General features: G+C 61.7%; 20 protein-coding genes. 12 read left to right on the top strand and 8 right to left on the bottom strand.

The genetic code is table 11. From position 1 onward, the window contains the following. The first annotated feature begins 5 nt into the window (after nucleotides 1-5). On the top strand, nucleotides 6-1,130 hold the full coding sequence (locus tag FEZ59_RS09110; protein ID WP_230090997.1) for an alpha/beta hydrolase: 1,125 nt from the start codon (nucleotides 6-8) through the stop codon (nucleotides 1,128-1,130). Here FEZ59_RS09110 and FEZ59_RS09115 read toward each other — a convergent pair. Further along, nucleotides 1,066-1,656, bottom strand: a complete 591-nt coding sequence (locus tag FEZ59_RS09115; RefSeq protein WP_019745124.1) for a TetR/AcrR family transcriptional regulator — start codon at nucleotides 1,654-1,656, stop codon at nucleotides 1,066-1,068. The two genes, FEZ59_RS09110 and FEZ59_RS09115, sit on opposite strands and share 65 nt — an antisense overlap. Before the next feature lie 129 nt (nucleotides 1,657-1,785). Between FEZ59_RS09115 and FEZ59_RS09120 the strand changes: the two genes are divergently transcribed. The 6 genes from FEZ59_RS09120 (at nucleotide 1,786) to FEZ59_RS09145 (ending at nucleotide 6,438) form a co-directional block, all read left to right on the top strand. Next, nucleotides 1,786-2,781, top strand: a complete 996-nt coding sequence (locus FEZ59_RS09120) for a patatin-like phospholipase family protein (RefSeq protein WP_172932556.1) — start codon at nucleotides 1,786-1,788, stop codon at nucleotides 2,779-2,781. 13 nt (nucleotides 2,782-2,794) lie between these two features. Next, complete coding sequence (locus tag FEZ59_RS09125) at nucleotides 2,795-4,336, top strand: NAD(P)/FAD-dependent oxidoreductase (protein WP_134999086.1); 1,542 nt, start codon at nucleotides 2,795-2,797, stop codon at nucleotides 4,334-4,336. Then, nucleotides 4,333-5,211: an SDR family oxidoreductase gene (locus FEZ59_RS09130; protein WP_134999085.1), complete on the top strand. Its 879-nt coding sequence runs from the start codon at nucleotides 4,333-4,335 to the stop codon at nucleotides 5,209-5,211. The genes FEZ59_RS09125 and FEZ59_RS09130 overlap by 4 nt, the downstream gene beginning before the upstream one ends. A gap of 19 nt (nucleotides 5,212-5,230) precedes the next feature. Further along, a complete protein-coding gene (locus tag FEZ59_RS09135) occupies nucleotides 5,231-5,749 on the top strand; it encodes an N-acetyltransferase (protein ID WP_020970645.1) in 519 nt (172 codons plus the stop codon). Nucleotides 5,750-5,839: 90 nt separating this feature from the next. Beyond that, nucleotides 5,840-6,250: a hypothetical protein gene (locus FEZ59_RS09140; protein ID WP_020970646.1), complete on the top strand. Its 411-nt coding sequence runs from the start codon at nucleotides 5,840-5,842 to the stop codon at nucleotides 6,248-6,250. Then, on the top strand, nucleotides 6,250-6,438 hold the full coding sequence (locus FEZ59_RS09145; RefSeq protein ID WP_019745129.1) for a helix-turn-helix transcriptional regulator: 189 nt from the start codon (nucleotides 6,250-6,252) through the stop codon (nucleotides 6,436-6,438). The genes FEZ59_RS09140 and FEZ59_RS09145 overlap by 1 nt, the downstream gene beginning before the upstream one ends. 23 nt (nucleotides 6,439-6,461) lie before the next feature. Here the strand turns inward: FEZ59_RS09145 and FEZ59_RS09150 are convergent, their stop codons facing one another. The 5 genes from FEZ59_RS09150 to FEZ59_RS09170 form a co-directional block, all read right to left on the bottom strand. After that, complete coding sequence (locus FEZ59_RS09150) at nucleotides 6,462-6,689, bottom strand: hypothetical protein (protein ID WP_021345436.1); 228 nt, start codon at nucleotides 6,687-6,689, stop codon at nucleotides 6,462-6,464. A gap of 81 nt (nucleotides 6,690-6,770) precedes the next feature. After that, nucleotides 6,771-7,598 (bottom strand): ABC transporter ATP-binding protein, encoded by an 828-nt coding sequence (locus FEZ59_RS09155; protein ID WP_019745131.1) that lies wholly within the window; start codon nucleotides 7,596-7,598, stop codon nucleotides 6,771-6,773. Beyond that, nucleotides 7,582-8,697, bottom strand: a complete 1,116-nt coding sequence (locus tag FEZ59_RS09160) for an aliphatic sulfonate ABC transporter substrate-binding protein (RefSeq protein ID WP_172932557.1) — start codon at nucleotides 8,695-8,697, stop codon at nucleotides 7,582-7,584. The genes FEZ59_RS09155 and FEZ59_RS09160 overlap by 17 nt, the downstream gene beginning before the upstream one ends. Beyond that, nucleotides 8,694-9,551: an ABC transporter permease gene (locus tag FEZ59_RS09165; RefSeq protein ID WP_021332086.1), complete on the bottom strand. Its 858-nt coding sequence runs from the start codon at nucleotides 9,549-9,551 to the stop codon at nucleotides 8,694-8,696. Before FEZ59_RS09165 ends, FEZ59_RS09160 begins: the two co-directional genes overlap by 4 nt. A 244-nt stretch (nucleotides 9,552-9,795) precedes the next feature. After that, nucleotides 9,796-10,707 (bottom strand): class I SAM-dependent methyltransferase, encoded by a 912-nt coding sequence (locus FEZ59_RS09170; RefSeq protein ID WP_134999084.1) that lies wholly within the window; start codon nucleotides 10,705-10,707, stop codon nucleotides 9,796-9,798. Nucleotides 10,708-10,795: 88 nt separating this feature from the next. Here FEZ59_RS09170 and FEZ59_RS09175 point away from each other — a divergent pair, with 88 nt between their 5' ends. From FEZ59_RS09175 to FEZ59_RS09190, 4 genes are all read left to right on the top strand, one after another. Next, on the top strand, nucleotides 10,796-11,641 hold the full coding sequence (locus FEZ59_RS09175) for an LLM class F420-dependent oxidoreductase (RefSeq protein ID WP_020908963.1): 846 nt from the start codon (nucleotides 10,796-10,798) through the stop codon (nucleotides 11,639-11,641). A 105-nt stretch (nucleotides 11,642-11,746) separates the two neighbouring features. Next, nucleotides 11,747-12,319, top strand: a complete 573-nt coding sequence (locus FEZ59_RS09180) for a flavin reductase (protein WP_021332083.1) — start codon at nucleotides 11,747-11,749, stop codon at nucleotides 12,317-12,319. Beyond that, on the top strand, nucleotides 12,312-12,938 hold the full coding sequence (locus FEZ59_RS09185; RefSeq protein ID WP_003940303.1) for a superoxide dismutase: 627 nt from the start codon (nucleotides 12,312-12,314) through the stop codon (nucleotides 12,936-12,938). Before FEZ59_RS09180 ends, FEZ59_RS09185 begins: the two co-directional genes overlap by 8 nt. Nucleotides 12,939-13,122: 184 nt before the next feature. Continuing rightward, nucleotides 13,123-14,214 carry an alpha/beta fold hydrolase gene (locus FEZ59_RS09190; RefSeq protein WP_029256148.1) on the top strand — a complete coding sequence of 364 codons (1,092 nt, stop codon included), beginning with the start codon at nucleotides 13,123-13,125 and terminating at the stop codon, nucleotides 14,212-14,214. A gap of 1 nt (nucleotide 14,215) precedes the next feature. Here FEZ59_RS09190 and FEZ59_RS09195 read toward each other — a convergent pair whose 3' ends face one another. After that, nucleotides 14,216-15,484, bottom strand: a complete 1,269-nt coding sequence (locus FEZ59_RS09195; protein WP_172932558.1) for a VWA domain-containing protein — start codon at nucleotides 15,482-15,484, stop codon at nucleotides 14,216-14,218. A 175-nt stretch (nucleotides 15,485-15,659) separates the two neighbouring features. Between FEZ59_RS09195 and FEZ59_RS09200 the strand changes: the two genes are divergently transcribed. After that, nucleotides 15,660-16,622 carry a GGDEF domain-containing protein gene (locus tag FEZ59_RS09200; protein ID WP_070385771.1) on the top strand — a complete coding sequence of 321 codons (963 nt, stop codon included), beginning with the start codon at nucleotides 15,660-15,662 and terminating at the stop codon, nucleotides 16,620-16,622. Nucleotides 16,623-16,710: 88 nt separating this feature from the next. Here FEZ59_RS09200 and FEZ59_RS09205 read toward each other — a convergent pair whose 3' ends face one another. Next, complete coding sequence (locus FEZ59_RS09205; RefSeq protein WP_172932559.1) at nucleotides 16,711-18,015, bottom strand: HNH endonuclease signature motif containing protein; 1,305 nt, start codon at nucleotides 18,013-18,015, stop codon at nucleotides 16,711-16,713. Nucleotides 18,016-18,120: the final 105 nt, after the last annotated feature.

An 18,120-nucleotide genomic window follows, 5' to 3' on the forward strand; every position in this document is an offset into this window, starting at 1 on the left:
GCCACGTGTCGGAATCCGTGAAGCAGGCCAGCAGCCGCAGCATTCGAGATCGCGCCGAAGCGTCCTTGGTAGCAGCCGCATTCGCGCTGCCCAGCGCGGTGAAACGTCGAATCACCGGGCCACCCGTCGTCATCGAGGGCAACACGCTCGACGCCGACGCACACCTGCTGCTCACGCTTGCGAAGACGCGGCCACTCCCCTCACATTCCACCGATCCCCAGTCACTCGCCGCTGCTCGCGCCAATCTCACCCGAACCGCGATCATGATGGGTGGCAGGCCCGCGCAGGTCCGCACCGAAGAGATCTCCGTTTCGGGCTCCGACGGCCCGCTCCGCGCCCGGCTCTACGTTCCGACTGCCGACTCCGGCGCTCTGCTCGCCTACTTCCACGGCGGCGGCTGGGTACAGGGCGGCATCGAATCCCACGACGCTCCGTGTCGCCTGTTGGCCGAGACCTCCGGCGCACGGGTCATCTCGGTCGACTACCGGCTTTCACCCGAATTCGCTTTCCCCACACCGGTAAACGACGCCTATTCCGCGTACCAGGATATCGTCGACCGCGCCGAAGAGTTCGGGGCAGACCCGACACGCATCGCTGTCGGAGGAGACAGTGCGGGCGGGCACCTGTCCGCGACGGTGGCGTTGCGTGCCCGCGACGACGGCAAGACCCCACCGGCAGCACAGCTGTTGATCTACCCCGCGACCGACTTTCACGAGAAGGCTCCCTCGAGAACGACGTTCGGTGAAGGCTTCTTCCTGACCGAGGCCAATATGAACTTCTACGAGTCCAGCTTCCTCGGCAAGGATGCCGATCGACTCGACCCGTTGGTGTCGCCGCTACGCGCCCCCGACGTGGCCGGACTGCCACCAGCCATCGTGATCACGGCGGGATTCGATCCACTCCGAGACGAAGGCGAAGCGTACGCAGCACGATTGCGAGACAACGGTGTTCATGTCACGGATCGACGCTATCCCGGCTTCATCCACGGCTTCGTCAACATTCTGGGGCCCAGTGCCGGATCCCGTGCAGCGGTCGCCGAGATCGGCGGCATGCTCCGCGCACTCCTCAGCCGCCCGACAGAATCTCCCGCACCGTATCCACCAGCGGATCGACGGGAAGCTCTGGGCTGATTGCGCGCTGTAGCCCCAAACCGATTCCGACGCTGAGCATTCGCAGCGCGGCTGCGTCCGGATCCAGCGTCGGCGTCACCCCGTTGGATTCCGTGAGGTGTTGGACCAATCCGGCGATCAGTCCGCGCACCTGGTCGGCACCCGCCGCGATCTTCTCCCGAATGTCCTCGCTGTGCCGCGATCTCACCGAGAACTCGACCTCGAGCAGCGTCCACCTCTGGTCCCCGATTGTTCGCTCGGCCCACCGCGCGAATTCAGCCACCGCATCGTCGAGGGTCGATTTCGCCCCGAGTTGCGCAGTGATCTCACCGACCTTGGTCAGCCTGATCCGGCCGAGAACTTCGGCACACAATTCATCCTTGTTCTTGAAATTCGAGTACACCGCCCCCTTGGAGTACCCGGCGTCCTCGGCGATCTGATCGAGAGAGGCCGCGGCGTATCCGCGATCGAGAAAGTGCTCGACGGCCGTCGCCAACAGGGTCTCGCGGGTCAGCGCCTGCGCTTCCTGCCTGGTCAATCGCGCCATCGGAACCTCCCAGTGGTCCTCGGTATCGAGATTCCCACGGTAGCCGAATATCGCGGACGGTCGTCGAGTGGAGTACTGAAACCAATTTTGGGGTACCAACGTTATTCGGATACTGATAGTCTCCGAAACATGACTTCAGATGTGACCGGTACCACCGTGCGCCAAAACAGCGCACCGAGACGCGGCTTGGCCATCGGCTGCGGCGGCACTCTCGGTTTTGCCTGGACTGTTGCCGCGCTCGCCTCGGTCCGGGATGCACTCGACTGGGACCCACGGGAAGCCACAGCCATCATCGGGACGTCCGCCGGCGCCGAGTTCGTGACGATGCTCGGCAGCGGAGTCGGTGTCGACGAGTTGGTTGCCATGCAACTCGGCAACGCCGCCGCACGCCCCGAGCTCCTCACCCACATCGCGTCGGCGCCCGGAAAGCTCCCGCCACTTCCGAGACTGGGCGTCGGCAATCCACGACTCCTCACGCGTCGAGACCTTCCGGTTCTGAGCCGGATGAGCGGAATCGCACCGGTTGGTGGCGGCGACCCGTCCTGGCTCACTACGCTCGCCGAATCACTTGCTCCGGGCAATTCGTGGCTCCCACATCCGAACGCGTACATGGTATCCATGGACTACAGAACGGGGCGACGGGTCGCATTCGGGGCACAGGGGGCTCCGAAAGTGACCGTCGGTGAAGCGCTCCGAGCGTCATGGGCGATTCCCGGCTGGTTTCCACCCGTGACGATCGACGGCGTCAGGTACATCGACGGCGGCGCCGCATCCACGGCTTCGGTAGACCTTCTGCTCCCCCTTCAACTGGACGAGCTGGTTGTACTGGCGCCCATGGCTTCTCGAACCCTGAGGCCGGCGCGCGGCGCCGCCCGTATCGAACGCAGTGCCCTGCGCAATGCCATGTCCAAGGGGCTCGATCAGGAGATCGAACTGGTCCGCTCCGCGGGTACCAGAGTCATACGAATCGATGCCACCGACGACGACCTTGCCGTGATGGGCGCCAACTTCATGGACGGCCGCCGACGGCTCGCCACCTTCGAATCATCGCTGCGTACAACACGTGCGAGTGTCAAGCGCGAACTCGATGTGCACCCGTTCCAGCCCACTCGTTCCCACCAGTGAAAGCGCAGACTCAGTGAACAACGAATCTGACCACTTCGAGGTCGTGATCATCGGCGGTGGAATTTCCGGAATCGGCGCGGCTATCCACCTGCAGCGTCTCGGAATCGACAACTTCGCACTCCTCGAGAAGGCCGACTCCCTCGGTGGAACCTGGCGCGCCAACACCTATCCCGGGTGCGCCTGCGACGTTCCATCCGGTCTGTACTCGTACTCCTTTGCCGCCAATCCGGATTGGACGCGCTTGTTCGCGGAGCAACCGGAGATCCGCGAATACATCGAGACCACGGCGGGCACGCACGGAGTCGACAAACACGTTCGCTTCGGGGTCGAAATGCTCTCCGCGCGATGGGATGCGTCGCAATCACTTTGGAAGATAACAACTTCCATCGGCGAACTGACTGCTCGCTTCGTGATAGCCGCTGCCGGCCCATGGAACGAACCCCTGACACCGGCGATCCCCGGACTGGAAGCGTTCGAGGGAGAGGTGTTTCATTCCTCGCAGTGGAATCACGACTACGACCTGACCGGAAAACGCGTCGCCGTCGTAGGAACCGGAGCCTCGGCAGTCCAGTTCGTTCCGCGCATCGTTTCCCAGGTCTCCGCCCTTCACCTCTACCAGCGAACCGCTCAATGGGTTCTTCCCAAACCCGATCACTACGTACCGCGGATCGAAAGGTCCGTCATGCGATTCGTGCCGGGAGCACAGAAAGCCTTGCGCAGCATCGAATACGGAATCATGGAAGCGCTCGGATTGGGATTCCGTAATCCGTGGATCCTGCGAATCGTGCAGAAACTCGGGTCAGCCCAATTGCGCCTGCAGGTACGCGATCCGAAGCTGCGCAAGGCATTGACTCCCGATTACACCCTCGGTTGCAAGCGACTGCTCATGTCGAACTCGTACTATCCGGCCCTCGGCAAACCCAACGTCAGCGTCCATGCCAACGCCGTCGAGCAGATCCGCGGTAACACCGTGATCGGCGCCGACGGAGTGGAGGCGGAGGTGGACGCCATCATCTTCGGAACGGGCTTCCACATCCTCGACATGCCCATCGCATCCAAGGTATTCGACGGAGAAGGTCGATCACTCGACGATCATTGGCAGGGAAGCCCGCAGGCGTACTTCGGTTCCGCCGTCAGTGGATTCCCCAACGCGTTCATTCTGCTGGGCCCCAGCCTCGGCACCGGGCACACATCGGCGTTCATGATCTTGGAAGCCCAACTGAACTATGTGGCGCAGGCAATCGGCCACGCCCGTCGTCACGGCTGGCAGACCATCGACGTGCGAGAGGAAGTTCAGGCAGCCTTCAACTCTCAGGTTCAGGAGGCATTGGGGACCACGGTCTACAACGCCGGTGGTTGCGAAAGCTATTTCTTCGACGTCAACGGCCGCAACAGTTTCAACTGGCCGTGGTCGTCCGGCGCCATGCGTCGACGGCTACGGGACTTCGATCCGTATGCCTACAACCACACGTCGAACCCTGAGTCAGACAACACGCCCCCTGAACCCACGCCGTCTGAACCCACCACCAGTCCGGAACCGGAGTACACCGCATGAGCCTCTTCGGCACCACCTACCCGCCGATCGATCTCGACGGAGCGGTCGTCGTCATCTCGGGCGGTGGCCGCGGAATCGGCCGGGCGACAGCCAAGTTGTTCGCTACTCGCGGTGCACTCGTATGCGTCGGCGATCTCGACGAGGAGACGGCCGCCGACACAGCGGAGTCCATCGGCCCACGTGCCCGCGGTTACCTGCTGGACGTCACCTCACGCGATTCCTGGGATGTGTTCGTCTCCAAGGTGATCGGCGAATTCGGCCACATCGACATTCTCGTCAACAACGCGGGAGTGATGCCGCTCGGCAGCTTCCTCGACGAGTCCGACGCCACCAGTCGAGTCACCCTCGACGTCAACATCTGGGGGCCTATTCACGGGATGCGCGCCGTGTTGCCCGGCATGGTGGATCGACGACGCGGGCACGTCGTCAACATCGCATCGATGGCAGGCAAACTTCCGGTACCCGGGATGGCCGTGTACAACGCCAGCAAGTTCGGCGCAGTGGGTCTTTCGGCTTCTGCCCGTGTCGAATTCGCAGATTCCGGGGTCAGCGTCAGCGCGATCCTGCCCAGCGCGGTGCGGACCGGCCTCTCGTCAGGCGTGCCACTCGGAAAGGGAATGCCGACGGTTGAGCCCGAGGTAGTGGCCAAGGCCGTCGTCGACACGGTCGCGCATCGGCGAGCCGAAACTGCAGTTCCCCGTTACCTTGCGGGCTGGGATCTCGTCGACGCACTGGTCCCCGAATGGATCATCAACATCGGCCGCCGGGTGATCGACGATCGCCGCGCACTGACATCGGTAGATCCGAACGGGCGTGCGGACTACGAAAAGCGAGTGGCACGTCAGGCCGAAAACGGGGAGCACAATCCGAAGTGAACCGGGTAGTTTCGTGGCCATGTACATCCGCCGCGAAACTTCTTCCGACCGTGACGCCATCTATTCACTGCTCGGGGCGGCGTTTGGCGACCAGGCACCGCCCGGCGAGACTCCCTACGAGATCGAACTGACACGCCAACTCTTCGCCTCGGACGACTACTTACCGAAGTTGTCGCTGGTCGCCGTAGCCGGCGGTGAGATCGTCGGCTTCGTGATCGGGACACGCGGATGGGTAGGTCCCGTGGAGGCTGTTGGCCTCGGCCCGCTGGCTGTCACCCCGGGTAACCAGCGCAGCGGGGTTGGTTCGGCACTGATGCACGCGGTGGTCGGCGCGTGCGACGCCCTGGACGTGCCGCTGATCGCACTCTTGGGCAGCACCGAGTACTACCCGCGGTTCGGATTCGTCACCAGCACGGACGTCGGAGTGGAGTCTCCGGAAGCTGAGTGGGGCGCTCACTTTCAGATCAGAACGCTCACCACACATCGCGCTGATCAGACGGGGAAGTTTTCATACGCAGCGCCTTTCGGAATCGCGTGACCCGGAGCGCGATGTAAGAGTTCTTTGACATACGGCGTGCGTGAATCTACGCTCAACCCTGTCAAAGAACTCTTACATCCGGGAGGCTTCATGAGCACCACGGCACGGTGGAGCCTGGTTATCGGCATCGGCGTCGCAGTAACGCTGACCCTCGGCTTTTTCGCAGCACTGACCGCCGGCGACCAGAAGACGTTGACCTTCGTCGTCTTCGCAATCGTCATGGCGCCGGCTTGCATCGGATCGGTATGGGCCCTTTTCCCATCGGAAAAGAACAAGGCTCCCGCCTATCCCGAGGACACCGTCGAAACAGAATGGAGTCGCAAGGCCGGATTCGGCGCGTTCACAGACTTGATCACTGCCATGGGAATCGCGCTGATCGCGCACAATGTCTTCGGCGCTCCCGAACTGCCGCTCCTGATCTTCACTGCCCTCGGCCTGGTCGACTTCGGAATTCGGTACTGGGCGGTGTCGAGGGACCGCGCCCCCACGATCGAGATCTGATGCGCAACAATCTTCAAGAACTCAGGACGGCGGCCGGATTGTCACAGCAAGCGTGCGCCGACGCACTCGGAATCACGCGCCAAACCGTCATCTCGATCGAGAAGGGACACTTCGACCCGCGTCTGTCGCTGGCGTTCCGAATCGCCGAGTACTTCGACAAACGCGTCGACGACGTCTTCTCCAGCTGACGCCGTCTCGGGCTGACAGAAGGTCAGTCGAACAGGGTAGGCGACCCGTTTTCGTCTTTCCCGTCGTCGACCGCCGTCGTCTTCTTGCCCGAGCCCTTGCGGACGACGGTCAACGTCGTCGTTCGACGCGACAACCTGTGCCCGTCACTGTGTTCGAGCAACGCCATGCCCTGGCGAACTTCGACTACCGTCCACGGACCCGCATGGCCGGCTGCCTGCACGAGGTCACCGGACTCCACCTCAGTTGCCATGACCACTCCTTGTTCGTCGTGTCCTGCACGTTCTCCTTCCTATTATCGACGCGGCCACCTGGTAGTCGACGCGCAGGGTACCTACGCTGCAGCAGCAACCTTGACCGCATGGCCGACTTCGGCTCGGAATGCCGCGTATTCGGGTGAGCCTCGGAGATCGTCGGGATCGACGCCGGTTCGTGGCAGATCGATTTTCAGGTCCAGTGCGACCTTGCCGGGCCGGCTTGTCAGAACTACGACGCGGGAGCCGAGAAAGGCCGCCTCGTCGGCACTGTGAGTGACGAAGACACTTGTTCGCCCCGATTCGGCACTGACACTGCGGAGGTCCTCCTGCAGACGCTCGCGAGTGAGGGCGTCCAATGCGGCAAAGGGCTCGTCCAGCAACAGCAACGACGTTTCGGCCGCCAAGGCCCGGGCAATTGCCACCCGCTGCTGCTGCCCGCCGGATATTTCCCAGATACGCCGGTCCGCTGTGCCGCCCAGACCGACGCGGTCGAGAAGCTCGTCGCGCCTTCGCCCGCGTTCGCTCTTCGTCACCCCGGCATATTTGAGTGCCAGATCGATGTTGCCGCCCACCGATTTCCACGGAAACAGTCGTGGTTGCTGAAACACCACGCCGGCACTCGACCCTGGAATCGGGTCGGATCCTGATACCTGAACTGTTCCACTGGAAGGATTTTCGAAACCCGCAATCAGCCGCAGCAATGTGCTCTTGCCGCAACCCGACGCTCCGACGAGGACCAGAAACTCACCAGGGGCGACGTCGATCGATACCGGCCCGAGTGCCGTGACGGACTCTCGACCGTGGCCGTACTTGTGCGAGACGGTGTCGATTCGGATCGCGCCCGGGCGGTCGGCAGCGAATCCTCCCGCGGCCTGCTGTGCGGTCTCGCTACTGGTCAAGGACATCGGGAAGCCCCTTCACATAGAGAGCATTCTGAAAGACCGCCAGATCAGGCACACTGTCGATCTGCTTCTGCTCGGCCAGAAATTGCGCTGCACTCTGCAGGTTCACTGCCAGATTCCCGGGAGCGCCTTCGGTGCCCAGCCATTCCGGCGAGGAGATCTGCTCGGGAGTGAGGAACACTCCCTGCTTCAGTTGCGCTGCCGCGTCTTCCTTCGAGGCGCCCAATTGCGCGGCAACAGCTTCCGCTGCCGCGTCCGGGTCTGTGGCGATTGTCGTGAGCGCGCGGGCCTGAACCTGGCGCCAGGTGTCGACGATCTCGGGGTGGTCCTTGGCAAACGCGGTCGACACCACACCAAGATCGAGTGTCGGCTTTCCAGCCGTCGCGAGCTCGCGGCTGGCGATCAACTGTGTTCCGTCCTTACGGAGTTCGTCGAGCGTGGGCAACCAGGTGTAGACGGCATCGATGTCACCTCGCTGCCAGGCAGCGAGGGATGCTTGCGGCTGGAGATCCACCAACTGGACGTCGTCAGCACTGAGTCCGGCCTGGTTCAGTGCTGCCAGCAGACTGTAGTGCGCGGTAGAGGCGAATGCCGTGGCCACTTTCTTGCCACGCAGATCTGCGACGGTCTTGATTCCGGTTGCGTTGCGCGCCACCAGGGCTTCGTTGTCGCCGGCCACGTCGAGAACAAACGCGACCTGGTACGGAATGTTCAGCGGCGCCGAGAGGCCACGAGCAACCGGACTCGAACCGATTGCGCCGAAATCGATTTCACCGGCGATGAAGGCGGTGTTGATGTCGGCTCCCGAATCGAACTTCGTCCACTTCACGTTGTACTCGGGCAGTGCGTCTTCGAGCCAGCGATTGTTCTTGACTATCAAGTCGCCGCTCGGGAACGACTGGTAAGCGATACGGATCGTTTCCTTGGACGAATCCTGGCCCGAATGATCCACCGAGCACGCACCGAGAACAAGGGCAAGAACGCCGATCAGCACCGTGAACGCCGTCCGGGAAGCCCTTCCCTCGTTGCGGTTCGGATTGCTGTTGCGCTTCAGATTGCCGCTGGGCTCGGAAATGCTGCCATATATCTCGTTGTCGGTCATACTTTTCCCCTCCAGGGAACGGCGCGGCGCTCAGCAGCCCGCAACAGTCCGTCGATGATCAAACCGGAGAATCCGATGGCGAAGATCCCCACCAGCACTACCGGAGTGTTGTTGTAATTGCTTGCATCCTTGACCATTCCGCCGATTCCGGGGATGCCGTTGAACAATTCGGCCGCGACAACTGACGAGTACGCCATACCCACCGACAAGCGAATGCCCGTGAAAGTTTCAGGCAGCGCCGACGGGACAACCACGTCTCGGATCACTTGTGCCCGTGAGGCTCCCAGCGCCCTGGCAGCTTCGACCAGCCCGACGGGTGCCGCGACAACAGCAGCTGTGGTGGCCACTGCTGCCGGCGGGAGGGCAGCCAGCGCCAGAAGCGTGATCTTCGGCGCCTCGTCGATTCCCAGCCAGATCACCAGCAGGAAGAAGTACGCCAAGGGCGGCAGTGCCCGCAGGAAGGTCAACCACGGTTCGAGCAGGCTCCGCAGCCACGTCACCGATCCCATTGCCAAACCTAAGATCACGCCCAAGCCGACGCCGATGATCACACCGACCAGCACCCGTCGCAGCGTCATGTAGAGGTGCTCCCAGAGCAAATACCCCTGGTAGCCACGCACTCCGTCGTGCGTGGTCATCGTGTTGACGAAGGCATGCCAGACCGTGCTCGGAAAGGGCACGAAGGTCTCACTCCAGGTGCCGCTCGCCGCGGCGACCTGCCACAAGGCCAAGAATGCGATCACGGAAAGCACCGGCAGTCCGACAGTGGTCACACTCGAAGTCCACGGCCGACGCGGTTCACGGTTCGGTTCCGCGACTGGTGTTGGTTCTATTGCTTCGACAGGAGTCGACATCGCTGTTCTTCCTCGACGTACGGAAAATTCCGGCACACATGCAGCAACGAGCGCATATGCAGGGGCGAAGGCGCACAGAGCGGCGCCGTTCTCACTCAGGAGAGTCGGAAGGAATCAACAGCAACAGCAGTTGGCACCAAGACGGCACAGGTCGACGGCGATGCGTCGTGTCAGTGGCGTCGTGGGCATGGGGGTAATTACTACCTGTGTCTGCAATTACCCGCAAATGCGGGGGAAATAGGCGTCAGTCGGCCAAGCGAACAGACAGCGAATACATCAGCGGTATCTCTGGTCGTCCGGCCGGGACTCCCCAACGCTTGCCGCCGCGTTCTGCCATCTCCTCGAATCCTTGCCAACCGTTGGCGTACGGGTACTCGTCGAAGGACTCGAGCGTCAATCCGGCACGCCGCAGGGCGCCGAGCACCTCGGCGATGGACCAGTTGAATTCACATGAAGGGAAGGGATTTTCGAAGTTCTCGACTCCGTCTCCCTGAGCGCCCGGCAAGACGAGATCGGCTGAATCTGCCACGTAGTCGCCGACGCCACCGGGTTCGGTCACGGGAGTCCCGCCTCCGTACGGGTATGTCAGCGAACACTTCTCGTCGAAACACATGGCAAACGGATGAAACTCCACCAGAACGAATCGACCGTTCGGCGCCAGAACACCGGCAATCCCCTCGGCCCACTCGTCGAGATCGGGTAACCAGATCACCGTTCCGTACGAAGAGAAGACTCGATCGAACGTCCTCCCGGTAGCGCCGGCATCTCGGAGCCACGCAGATACATCCGCTCGCTCGAAATCGGCGGCAATGCCGGATTCCGCAGACAATGTTCGCGCGAAGTCGATCGCAGAATCCGAGATGTCGACGCCGGTCACCGCGGCACCGAGAGCAGCCAAACTCAACGAATCCTGACCGGAATTGCACTGCAGATGAAGAATCGAGGAGCCGTCGATCTCGCCGAGCAGCGCCACTTCTTCCGGAAACAAGGTCGACCCGCCGTTGCGAAAGAACTGTGCTTGGTCACCTTTGTGACTGTTGTGAGCGACGGTCGCCGCATTCCACGACAACCGATTCATCTCCACTGCGTCCATCTCTACTGCATCCACCTCTCGGCCCACAACAACTCCGCCCGAGTTCACCACGCCCCCGGTCACGTCGGCAATCGATTTACTGGGCTGGAAACCTATCCGAACGAAGATGCAACAGGTTACAGTTTTTCGACGGACCATCGAAGGAGAACCAGTGCGCTACGGACTCAGCCTGTTCACCAGTGATCGCGGCATCCGCCCTGCCGATGCAGCAAAGGCTGCGGAGGCGAATGGATTCGACGCTTTCTACGTTCCGGAGCACACTCACATCCCCGTATCGAGGGATTCCGATCACCCCGGAACCCAGTCGGCAGAATTGCCCGACGACCGTTACATGCGCACACTCGACCCCTGGGTTGCCCTCGGCACCGCCGCGTCGGTCACGAGCACCATCCGATTGGGCACCTCGGTGGCCCTCCCCCTCGAACACGATCCGATCACTCTCGCGAAAACCATCGCATCGCTGGACCATCTTTCCGACGGACGCGTGGTTTTCGGAGTCGGATTCGGCTGGAATGCAGAGGAACTCGCCGACCACGGCGTACCGCCCAACAAACGCCGGACCGCACTCCGGGAGTATCTCGAAGCCATGGGTGAACTGTGGTCGAAGGAAGAAGCTTCGTACGACGGCCAATTCGTGAAGTACGGGCCAAGTTGGGCCTGGCCCAAGCCAGTTCAGAAGCCCCGTCCGCCCATCCTCTTGGGCGGCGGCGGCAACGAGAAGACTTTCAAGTGGATCGCAAAGTCTGCCGACGGGTGGATCACCACACCGATCGAGCAGGAGATCGACGGAAACGTGGAACTGCTCCGAAAGATCTGGGCCGAAGCAGGTAGAGTCGGCGAGCCTGAAATAACCGTCCTGGCAGGCAAACCCGATCCGGAGAAGCTCGCCCACTGGGCAGATATCGGTGTCACGGAGGCGATGTTCGGCACTCCGGACAAGAGCCCCGAAGAGGTGGTCGGATACATGGAACGTCTGGCAGCCAAGCTCGGACGGTGAGGTCCGCCACAGCACCTTGACCTCAACTGCACTCGAGGTTTTAACGTCGGTATTGCACAAGACAGTGCAACGACAGCAAAACCCGAGTCAGAAGAGGTGCTAAGTGTGACGACAAAATTGGTTGGCACCCAACCTGTTTCGGATGTCGCTGTTGATTCGGCGCCGTCCATCCGAAGCGCATTCGTCGAGGCATTCCGAAATCATCCCGCCGGCGTCTCGATCATCACCGCGACGGGCGATGACGGCCCGGCCGGCATCACGTCGTCTTCGGTGATCTCGATCAGCGCCGATCCGGCAGTTCTGGCGTTCTCACTGCAGTCGTTGCGTGGTTCTGCGAGCGTCATTGCTTCCGCAAGCAGTTTTGTTGTTCACCTGGCAAATTCGGCGAACGAGCGACTGGCGGCCACGTTCGCGACCCGCGGCGCTGTGCGCTTCGGAGACGACATGCGCTGGTCGTTTCTGTCGACGGGTGAACCATTCCTGCACGGCACGGGCCACGCCTTGCGGGCGGTTCCCTTGAATGCCACGACGTGTGGCTCCGCAGTGATTGTCACCGCCCGCGTCGTCGACGTCATCGATCCGCAGCACGTGTCAGCGCCGCTCGTCTATCACGATCGAACCTATCGAAATCTCTCGTCTCACAACATTTCCTCAAAGGAAGGCATGTCACATGACTGAATACGTTCTCCCCGAGCTGGACTACGACTACGCCGCGCTCGAACCGCACATCTCCGGCGAGATCATGGAACTGCACCACAGCAAGCACCACGCCACGTACGTGGCGGGCGCCAACAGCGCAATCGAGCAGTTGGCTGCTGCACGCGAAGACGGCACGATCACTGCGAAGGCGCCGCTGCTCAGTAAGAACCTCGCCTTCCACCTCGGCGGCCACACCAATCACTCGATCTTCTGGAAGAACCTCTCCCCCAACGGCGGTGAGCGACCAGAAGGCGAGTTGGCAGCCGCGATCGACGAGCACTTCGGTACCTTCGACGCATTCGTCAACCACTTCTCCGCTGTAGCAACGACTTTGCAGGGGTCTGGCTGGGCGGTACTGGCCTACGACACGGTCGGGCAGCGCCTGGTCATCGAGCAACTCACCGACCAGCAAGGCAACATCAGCATCGGTATCGTTCCGTTGCTCATGCTCGACATGTGGGAGCACGCCTTCTACCTGCAGTACAAGAACGTCAAGGCCGACTACGTGAAGGCCTACTGGAACGTCATCAACTGGGAAGACGTTGCACAGCGATACGCGACGGCCACAGCCTCGACCGGCTTGATCGTCCCCGCCTGATCGTCTCCGCCTGATCGTCCCCACCTGATCACTGCCATATCACCCCGATCAGCCCAGCTCGGCACGGTGGCTCCGTTGCCGAGCTGGGTTTTTGCACCCCCGAGATCGATGTATGTGAAGGCAGGTAACATACACCGAGCGCGGCTGACTCGGCCGTCCGCCGATTCGACTCCGAGGGGAACCAGTGCTCGATATCAGTGGTTTGATCGCGACGTGGCGTCCGACGCTGGACACCGCAGCGCGCAATGCATGGGGACTCTCGTTCGGCGACGGTGTCGAAAAGGCCGAACGCACGCCGTCGGTACTGATCAGCGAAGGTCTACACCGCGATCTGTATCGCTTCGGCGCATTGTGGACGCCCAGAGGCAATCCGGTCCTCCTCGTACCTCCCCTCGCGGTTTCAGCCGACTGCTACGACCTTCGTGCAGGCCAGAGCCTCGCCGCACACCTACTGGATGGCGCAAACACGCCCTACCTCCTCGACTACGGGACCATGCGGTACTCCGACCGCGGAATGGGTTTCGAGGCCTGGGTCGACGACATCATCCCGGAAGCGATCCGTACGATCTCGGACTTACATGACGGCGCACCTGTTTCGCTGATCGGGTGGAGCCTCGGCGGGACCATGTCTCTGCTCACGGGCTCCGCTCACTCCGACCTTCCGATCGCATCGATCACGGCAATCGGCACGCCAATCGACTACACGAAGATTCCCGCTATCAGCCCGTTGAGGCTGATCGGCAAATACACGGGCGATACCCCGCTCACCTCCGCGACCAATCTGGTCGGCGGACTACCTGCTCCACTCGTTCAGGCGAGTTACAAGGTGACGGCGTTGCAGCGCGAGGTCCTCAAGCCATGGTTCATCGTCCGCAATCTTCACAACACCGAGACCCTGGCTCGCATGGAATCGATAGACAAGTTCATGGCAGCCATGCCTGGATACCCTGGCAAGGCATTTCAGCAGATCTGCGAACAACTCATGCTCGGCAACAATCTCTACAACGACGCCGTCACGCTTGCCGGACGCGAGATCAAACTGTCAGCTCTGAGCGTTCCCGTTCTCGCGATCGGCGGCACCACTGACGTGATTGCACCCATCGCTTCGGTGGAAGCAATCACGTCGGTCCTCACCGGCGCGCCGTCGGTCCGGTTCGAGAAGGCGCCGGGAAGTCACCTCGGGCTCGTTGCCGGCCCCACCGCGAGAGACTCCACCTGGGCGCACATCGACGAATTCTTGAAAGAGAATGCACCGCAGTTGGTTTCGACCAGCTAAATCACGGCGTCGTGATGCCCGCGGCTACAGCTGCCTTGTGCCAATCCGGGAATTCACTCAGCAAACGGGTGTACAACTGGGCATCGTCGACGGTGTCGATGTCGTCCAGCGCGAAGAATCCGGCATTGTCGACCACCCTGCCGTCGAGGTCGTCGAGCTTCTCCAGCACTCCGTAGTTGGCCTTGCCGATTCCGACGAACTGCCAAAAGGCCGGGAGCCCAGACGCTTCGCGCATCAATTTCGTGATTTCCTTGCGCTCGCTGAAGCCTCCGTCGGTGAAGAACAGGACGAGCGTCGGCGCCGAACCACGTGTCAGGCCGGAGAGAATCTCAGTCATGATCGGCACTTCACGATTTGCGGCGCCGATGTGGTCATAGTTGAATCCGCCGTGCGAGCCGCGCAAGTGCAGGTAGGTATCCGACCACTCTTCCGCGTCATGGACAGAGATCTCGGGAAGCTTGACGAAGCTGACTGCATACAAGTACGGCTCGAGCTTGCCGTCGTCATCGAGTTGGATCGCAACGGGAACCATGCGTTCGACAACACGATGCACCACTCTGGTGCGGTACTGCTTGGCCATACTTCCGGTTTTGTCGATCACCAGGACCACTCGCGCCCGAATTCCGTTGCCACCCTTGGTCAGCAGGACCTTGGCCACTTCGCGCTTTCGGAGGTCCAGTTTTTCCCGCTTCACCATCGAGAGTTTGGCTTCGTCGGGCACGGTCCGAATGCCATCTGCCGATTCAGCGGAGCCGGCGGGTCGGCTCTGCGGTTCCTCGTCGACCGAGACTCCGAATGCAGTGACCAGATCTGCCAATCCACTGTCCCAACCCGCCGAAACGTTCCGAACCTTCCAGTCCGTGCCGCGGCGATAGATCTCGACGAGGACCGCTGCCCTCTCACTCGTCAAACCCAAAGCCTGAGCCACGATAGCGGTGGAACCAGCCTGCTCCACCACGACACCAAGGCCCCCGACAGCAGAAAGGGTTCCGTTTGCCGCCGCATCAAGCGCCACGGCAACACTCAGCTGGTGGATGTCGGCGGGCAACCTCGCAATGTCGATTTCGATGACGCCGCCGGACTCCAAGCGCACCGCACCTTCGGGCGACACCGGCTGATTGAAGAAGACAAAATCTGCGTCGTTCCGCACCTGGTTCCGTTCGTCGAGCTGGAACACCATCAGGTCCACCGTGCCCGGGGCGCTACCGTTCACCGCCACCTTCAGCGAAGTTCCGTCAACGACTGTGTTCGCTCCACGCGCCAGCTCCATGCCTGAAGATTAGCGGGCCACCAAAGAATCAACGGCCCCGCGGTCGGAAGAATCACAGCACACTTTCAGCAATCGCCAGGATTCTCGAGGCAGACTGTTCGTGGAAGATTTGTCGCACGCGGGACCAAGAGCCTGAACATCGACAGAATCTTAGGGTCGATCAGGAGGTCACCAAATGCCGCACGGCCAGGCGCGCACCATCCCGATGTTGCCACTCCTGCCACCACTGACGAATTTCGACGACGCCAGTCGCTCGATCGTGTCCTACCTCGACGAATATCTTCCGCTGGCACTGTGGTCGATCACGCGGTTCGACGGGTCGAATCAAATCTTTCTCACCGTCTCACCCAACCCACTTCACATCGAAGTCGGCGAGACCCGGACTTGGCAAAACACCATGTGCAGCGAGGTAGTCCTCGGAAATGCGCCGCCAGCCTCATCGAATCGCGCACTCGTACCTGCACTTTCCCGAGATGACAGGTGGGAAGGCATAGGCGCATACGTCAGCATCCCAATCCTTCACAACGACGGCAGTCTCTTCGGCACTCTGTGTGGCGCCGACCCGATTACGGGCGACTCCGTACTCGAGGACAACCTGGCCCTCCTCACTCTCCTGTGCCGACTCCTCGGAACGATTCTCGATGTCGACTATCAGCGCGCGCAGTCAGTGCGACTGGCCGAAACTGCGCAACTCGATGCCGAGACCGACCCGTTGACAGGTCTTCTCAATCGGCGCGGGTGGAACCGCATCCTCGAGGCCGAGCAAACTCGGTACCGCCAATTCGCCGATCCGGGATCTATCATCATCGTCGATCTGGACGGCATGAAGACCATCAACGACGAACTCGGTCACGCCGCGGGTGACGAATATGTTCAACGGGCCGGCAAGATCTTGGCAGCATGCGCGCACCCTGGTGCGGTGGTTTCACGGTTGGGCGGAGACGAGTTCGGAATCGCTCTGCCCGATACACAGCCGCGCGCCGTCGACTACCTGGTCGAGTGTTTGGAGAAGGCGTTCCGGAATGCCGACGTCTGTTGTTCGATCGGCCGAGCCGACTTTTCCATGTTCCAAAGCCTTTCCGAGACTTGGGATACGGCCGATGCCGAGATGTACCGCCACAAGCGCTCGAAGCACTGATTCGACTCCCCCACGGCCTGTTGGCACCGCATCGGAGGATCCCTTCGATGCGGTGCTGGCCCGTGTTCTGTTGTGCCCGAGGTTCTTCTCAGGTTTTGAAGGTGGTGTTCGCGGGCCGTGGGTGCTGGCCGGGGTCGATCGAGGGCGGCGGGATGAACCAGGGTTTGTTGTCGACCCCGATGCGGATCACCCATTTCCCGACGAATCCGGACTTGCGGTGCATCAGCCGGTGATGTGAACGGCACAGTAGGACAAGGTTGTTCATCACCGTCGGGCCGCCGTTGGCCCAGTGCCGGATGTGGTGCGCGTCGGTCCAGGCCGGTACACACGTGCAGCCGGGGAACGCGCAGCCCTTGTCTCGGGCGATCAACGCCACTCGCTGCTCCGCGGACACTAATCGCTTTCCGGGTTTCGCATCGAGCGGCGCCCCGTGATCGTCGAGCAGCACCGTGGACAGGAAGCAGTCACAGCCGAGAAGCCTGGTCTGCGACACCGACAGTGGTCCGAGCCACGGCATGTGCCCGACATCAAGATCCGACACAGCCACAGCAACACCATCGGGCGAGGGCGCGGCGGCGCAATCCCGATGCTCCGCCAGATCACGCGCGTTGATGTGCACGTTCACGTGCGGACGCTGCCCACCATCGACACCGGTCTTCGCGCAGTCCAGATAGCGGCGGATCAGTTCGGTGAACCCGTCCGCGGTCCGCTTCGCCGCCGACCGAGAATCCGGGGTTCCATCCGGTGCCGGGGTGGGCATCGTCAGATTCGACAGGGCGGAGAGCAACATTTCACCGGTGAGGGCGTCGAAATCTCCGCGCACCACCACCCGACCGTTCAACGTCGACGCGATCCGGAGCTCGTTCCGGTCGATGTCTTCGGCGGGCGGAATCTCATCCGATTCGAACACTCGCTCCAAAGTCGCGATCACATTCCGCACCTTCGTGGTCGTCGCCTCCACACCGGATGCCGCAGCCAACAACAAATCGATACAGCGAGGGAGCGCTTCGTCCGGCATGCCCTTTGGTGGTGATTCGCAGAACGCCACGATCAACACGGCATGATCGAAGGAGCAGTCCCCGCCATCGAACCGGGCAGCCACCGCGGGAAAAGGCCGCAGCGCCGCACCCAGGGCGGCGATCTTCTTCCCGTCCCGAACCTGCAGCATCGTGTTTGCCGCCAACCAGCAACCCACCCCGCGGCTCGCGATCACCTGATCATCAGGACGCATCGAGAGTTCGTCCACCACCGCCACACGAACAGCCTCGAGACGCAGAATCTCCGCACTCGCCCCGATAGCAGCAGCACGCAACTCAGAAGCAGACAACCGCCACAGGCGTCCGCGCAACCCCACCGCAGAACCAGACACCACATCCGACAACAGAACACTCATTGAATCCCCCGATCCCCACCCCCAACAATACTCGAACACGTGTTCGAGTCAATACCTTGCTACCAGCACAAATGAGAGCGGGGAATAGTTCGATCGATCCAGGCG

This window comes from Rhodococcus sp. MS13, from assembly GCF_013277835.1.
In the GTDB taxonomy this organism is placed as follows: domain Bacteria; phylum Actinomycetota; class Actinomycetes; order Mycobacteriales; family Mycobacteriaceae; genus Rhodococcus_F; species Rhodococcus_F erythropolis.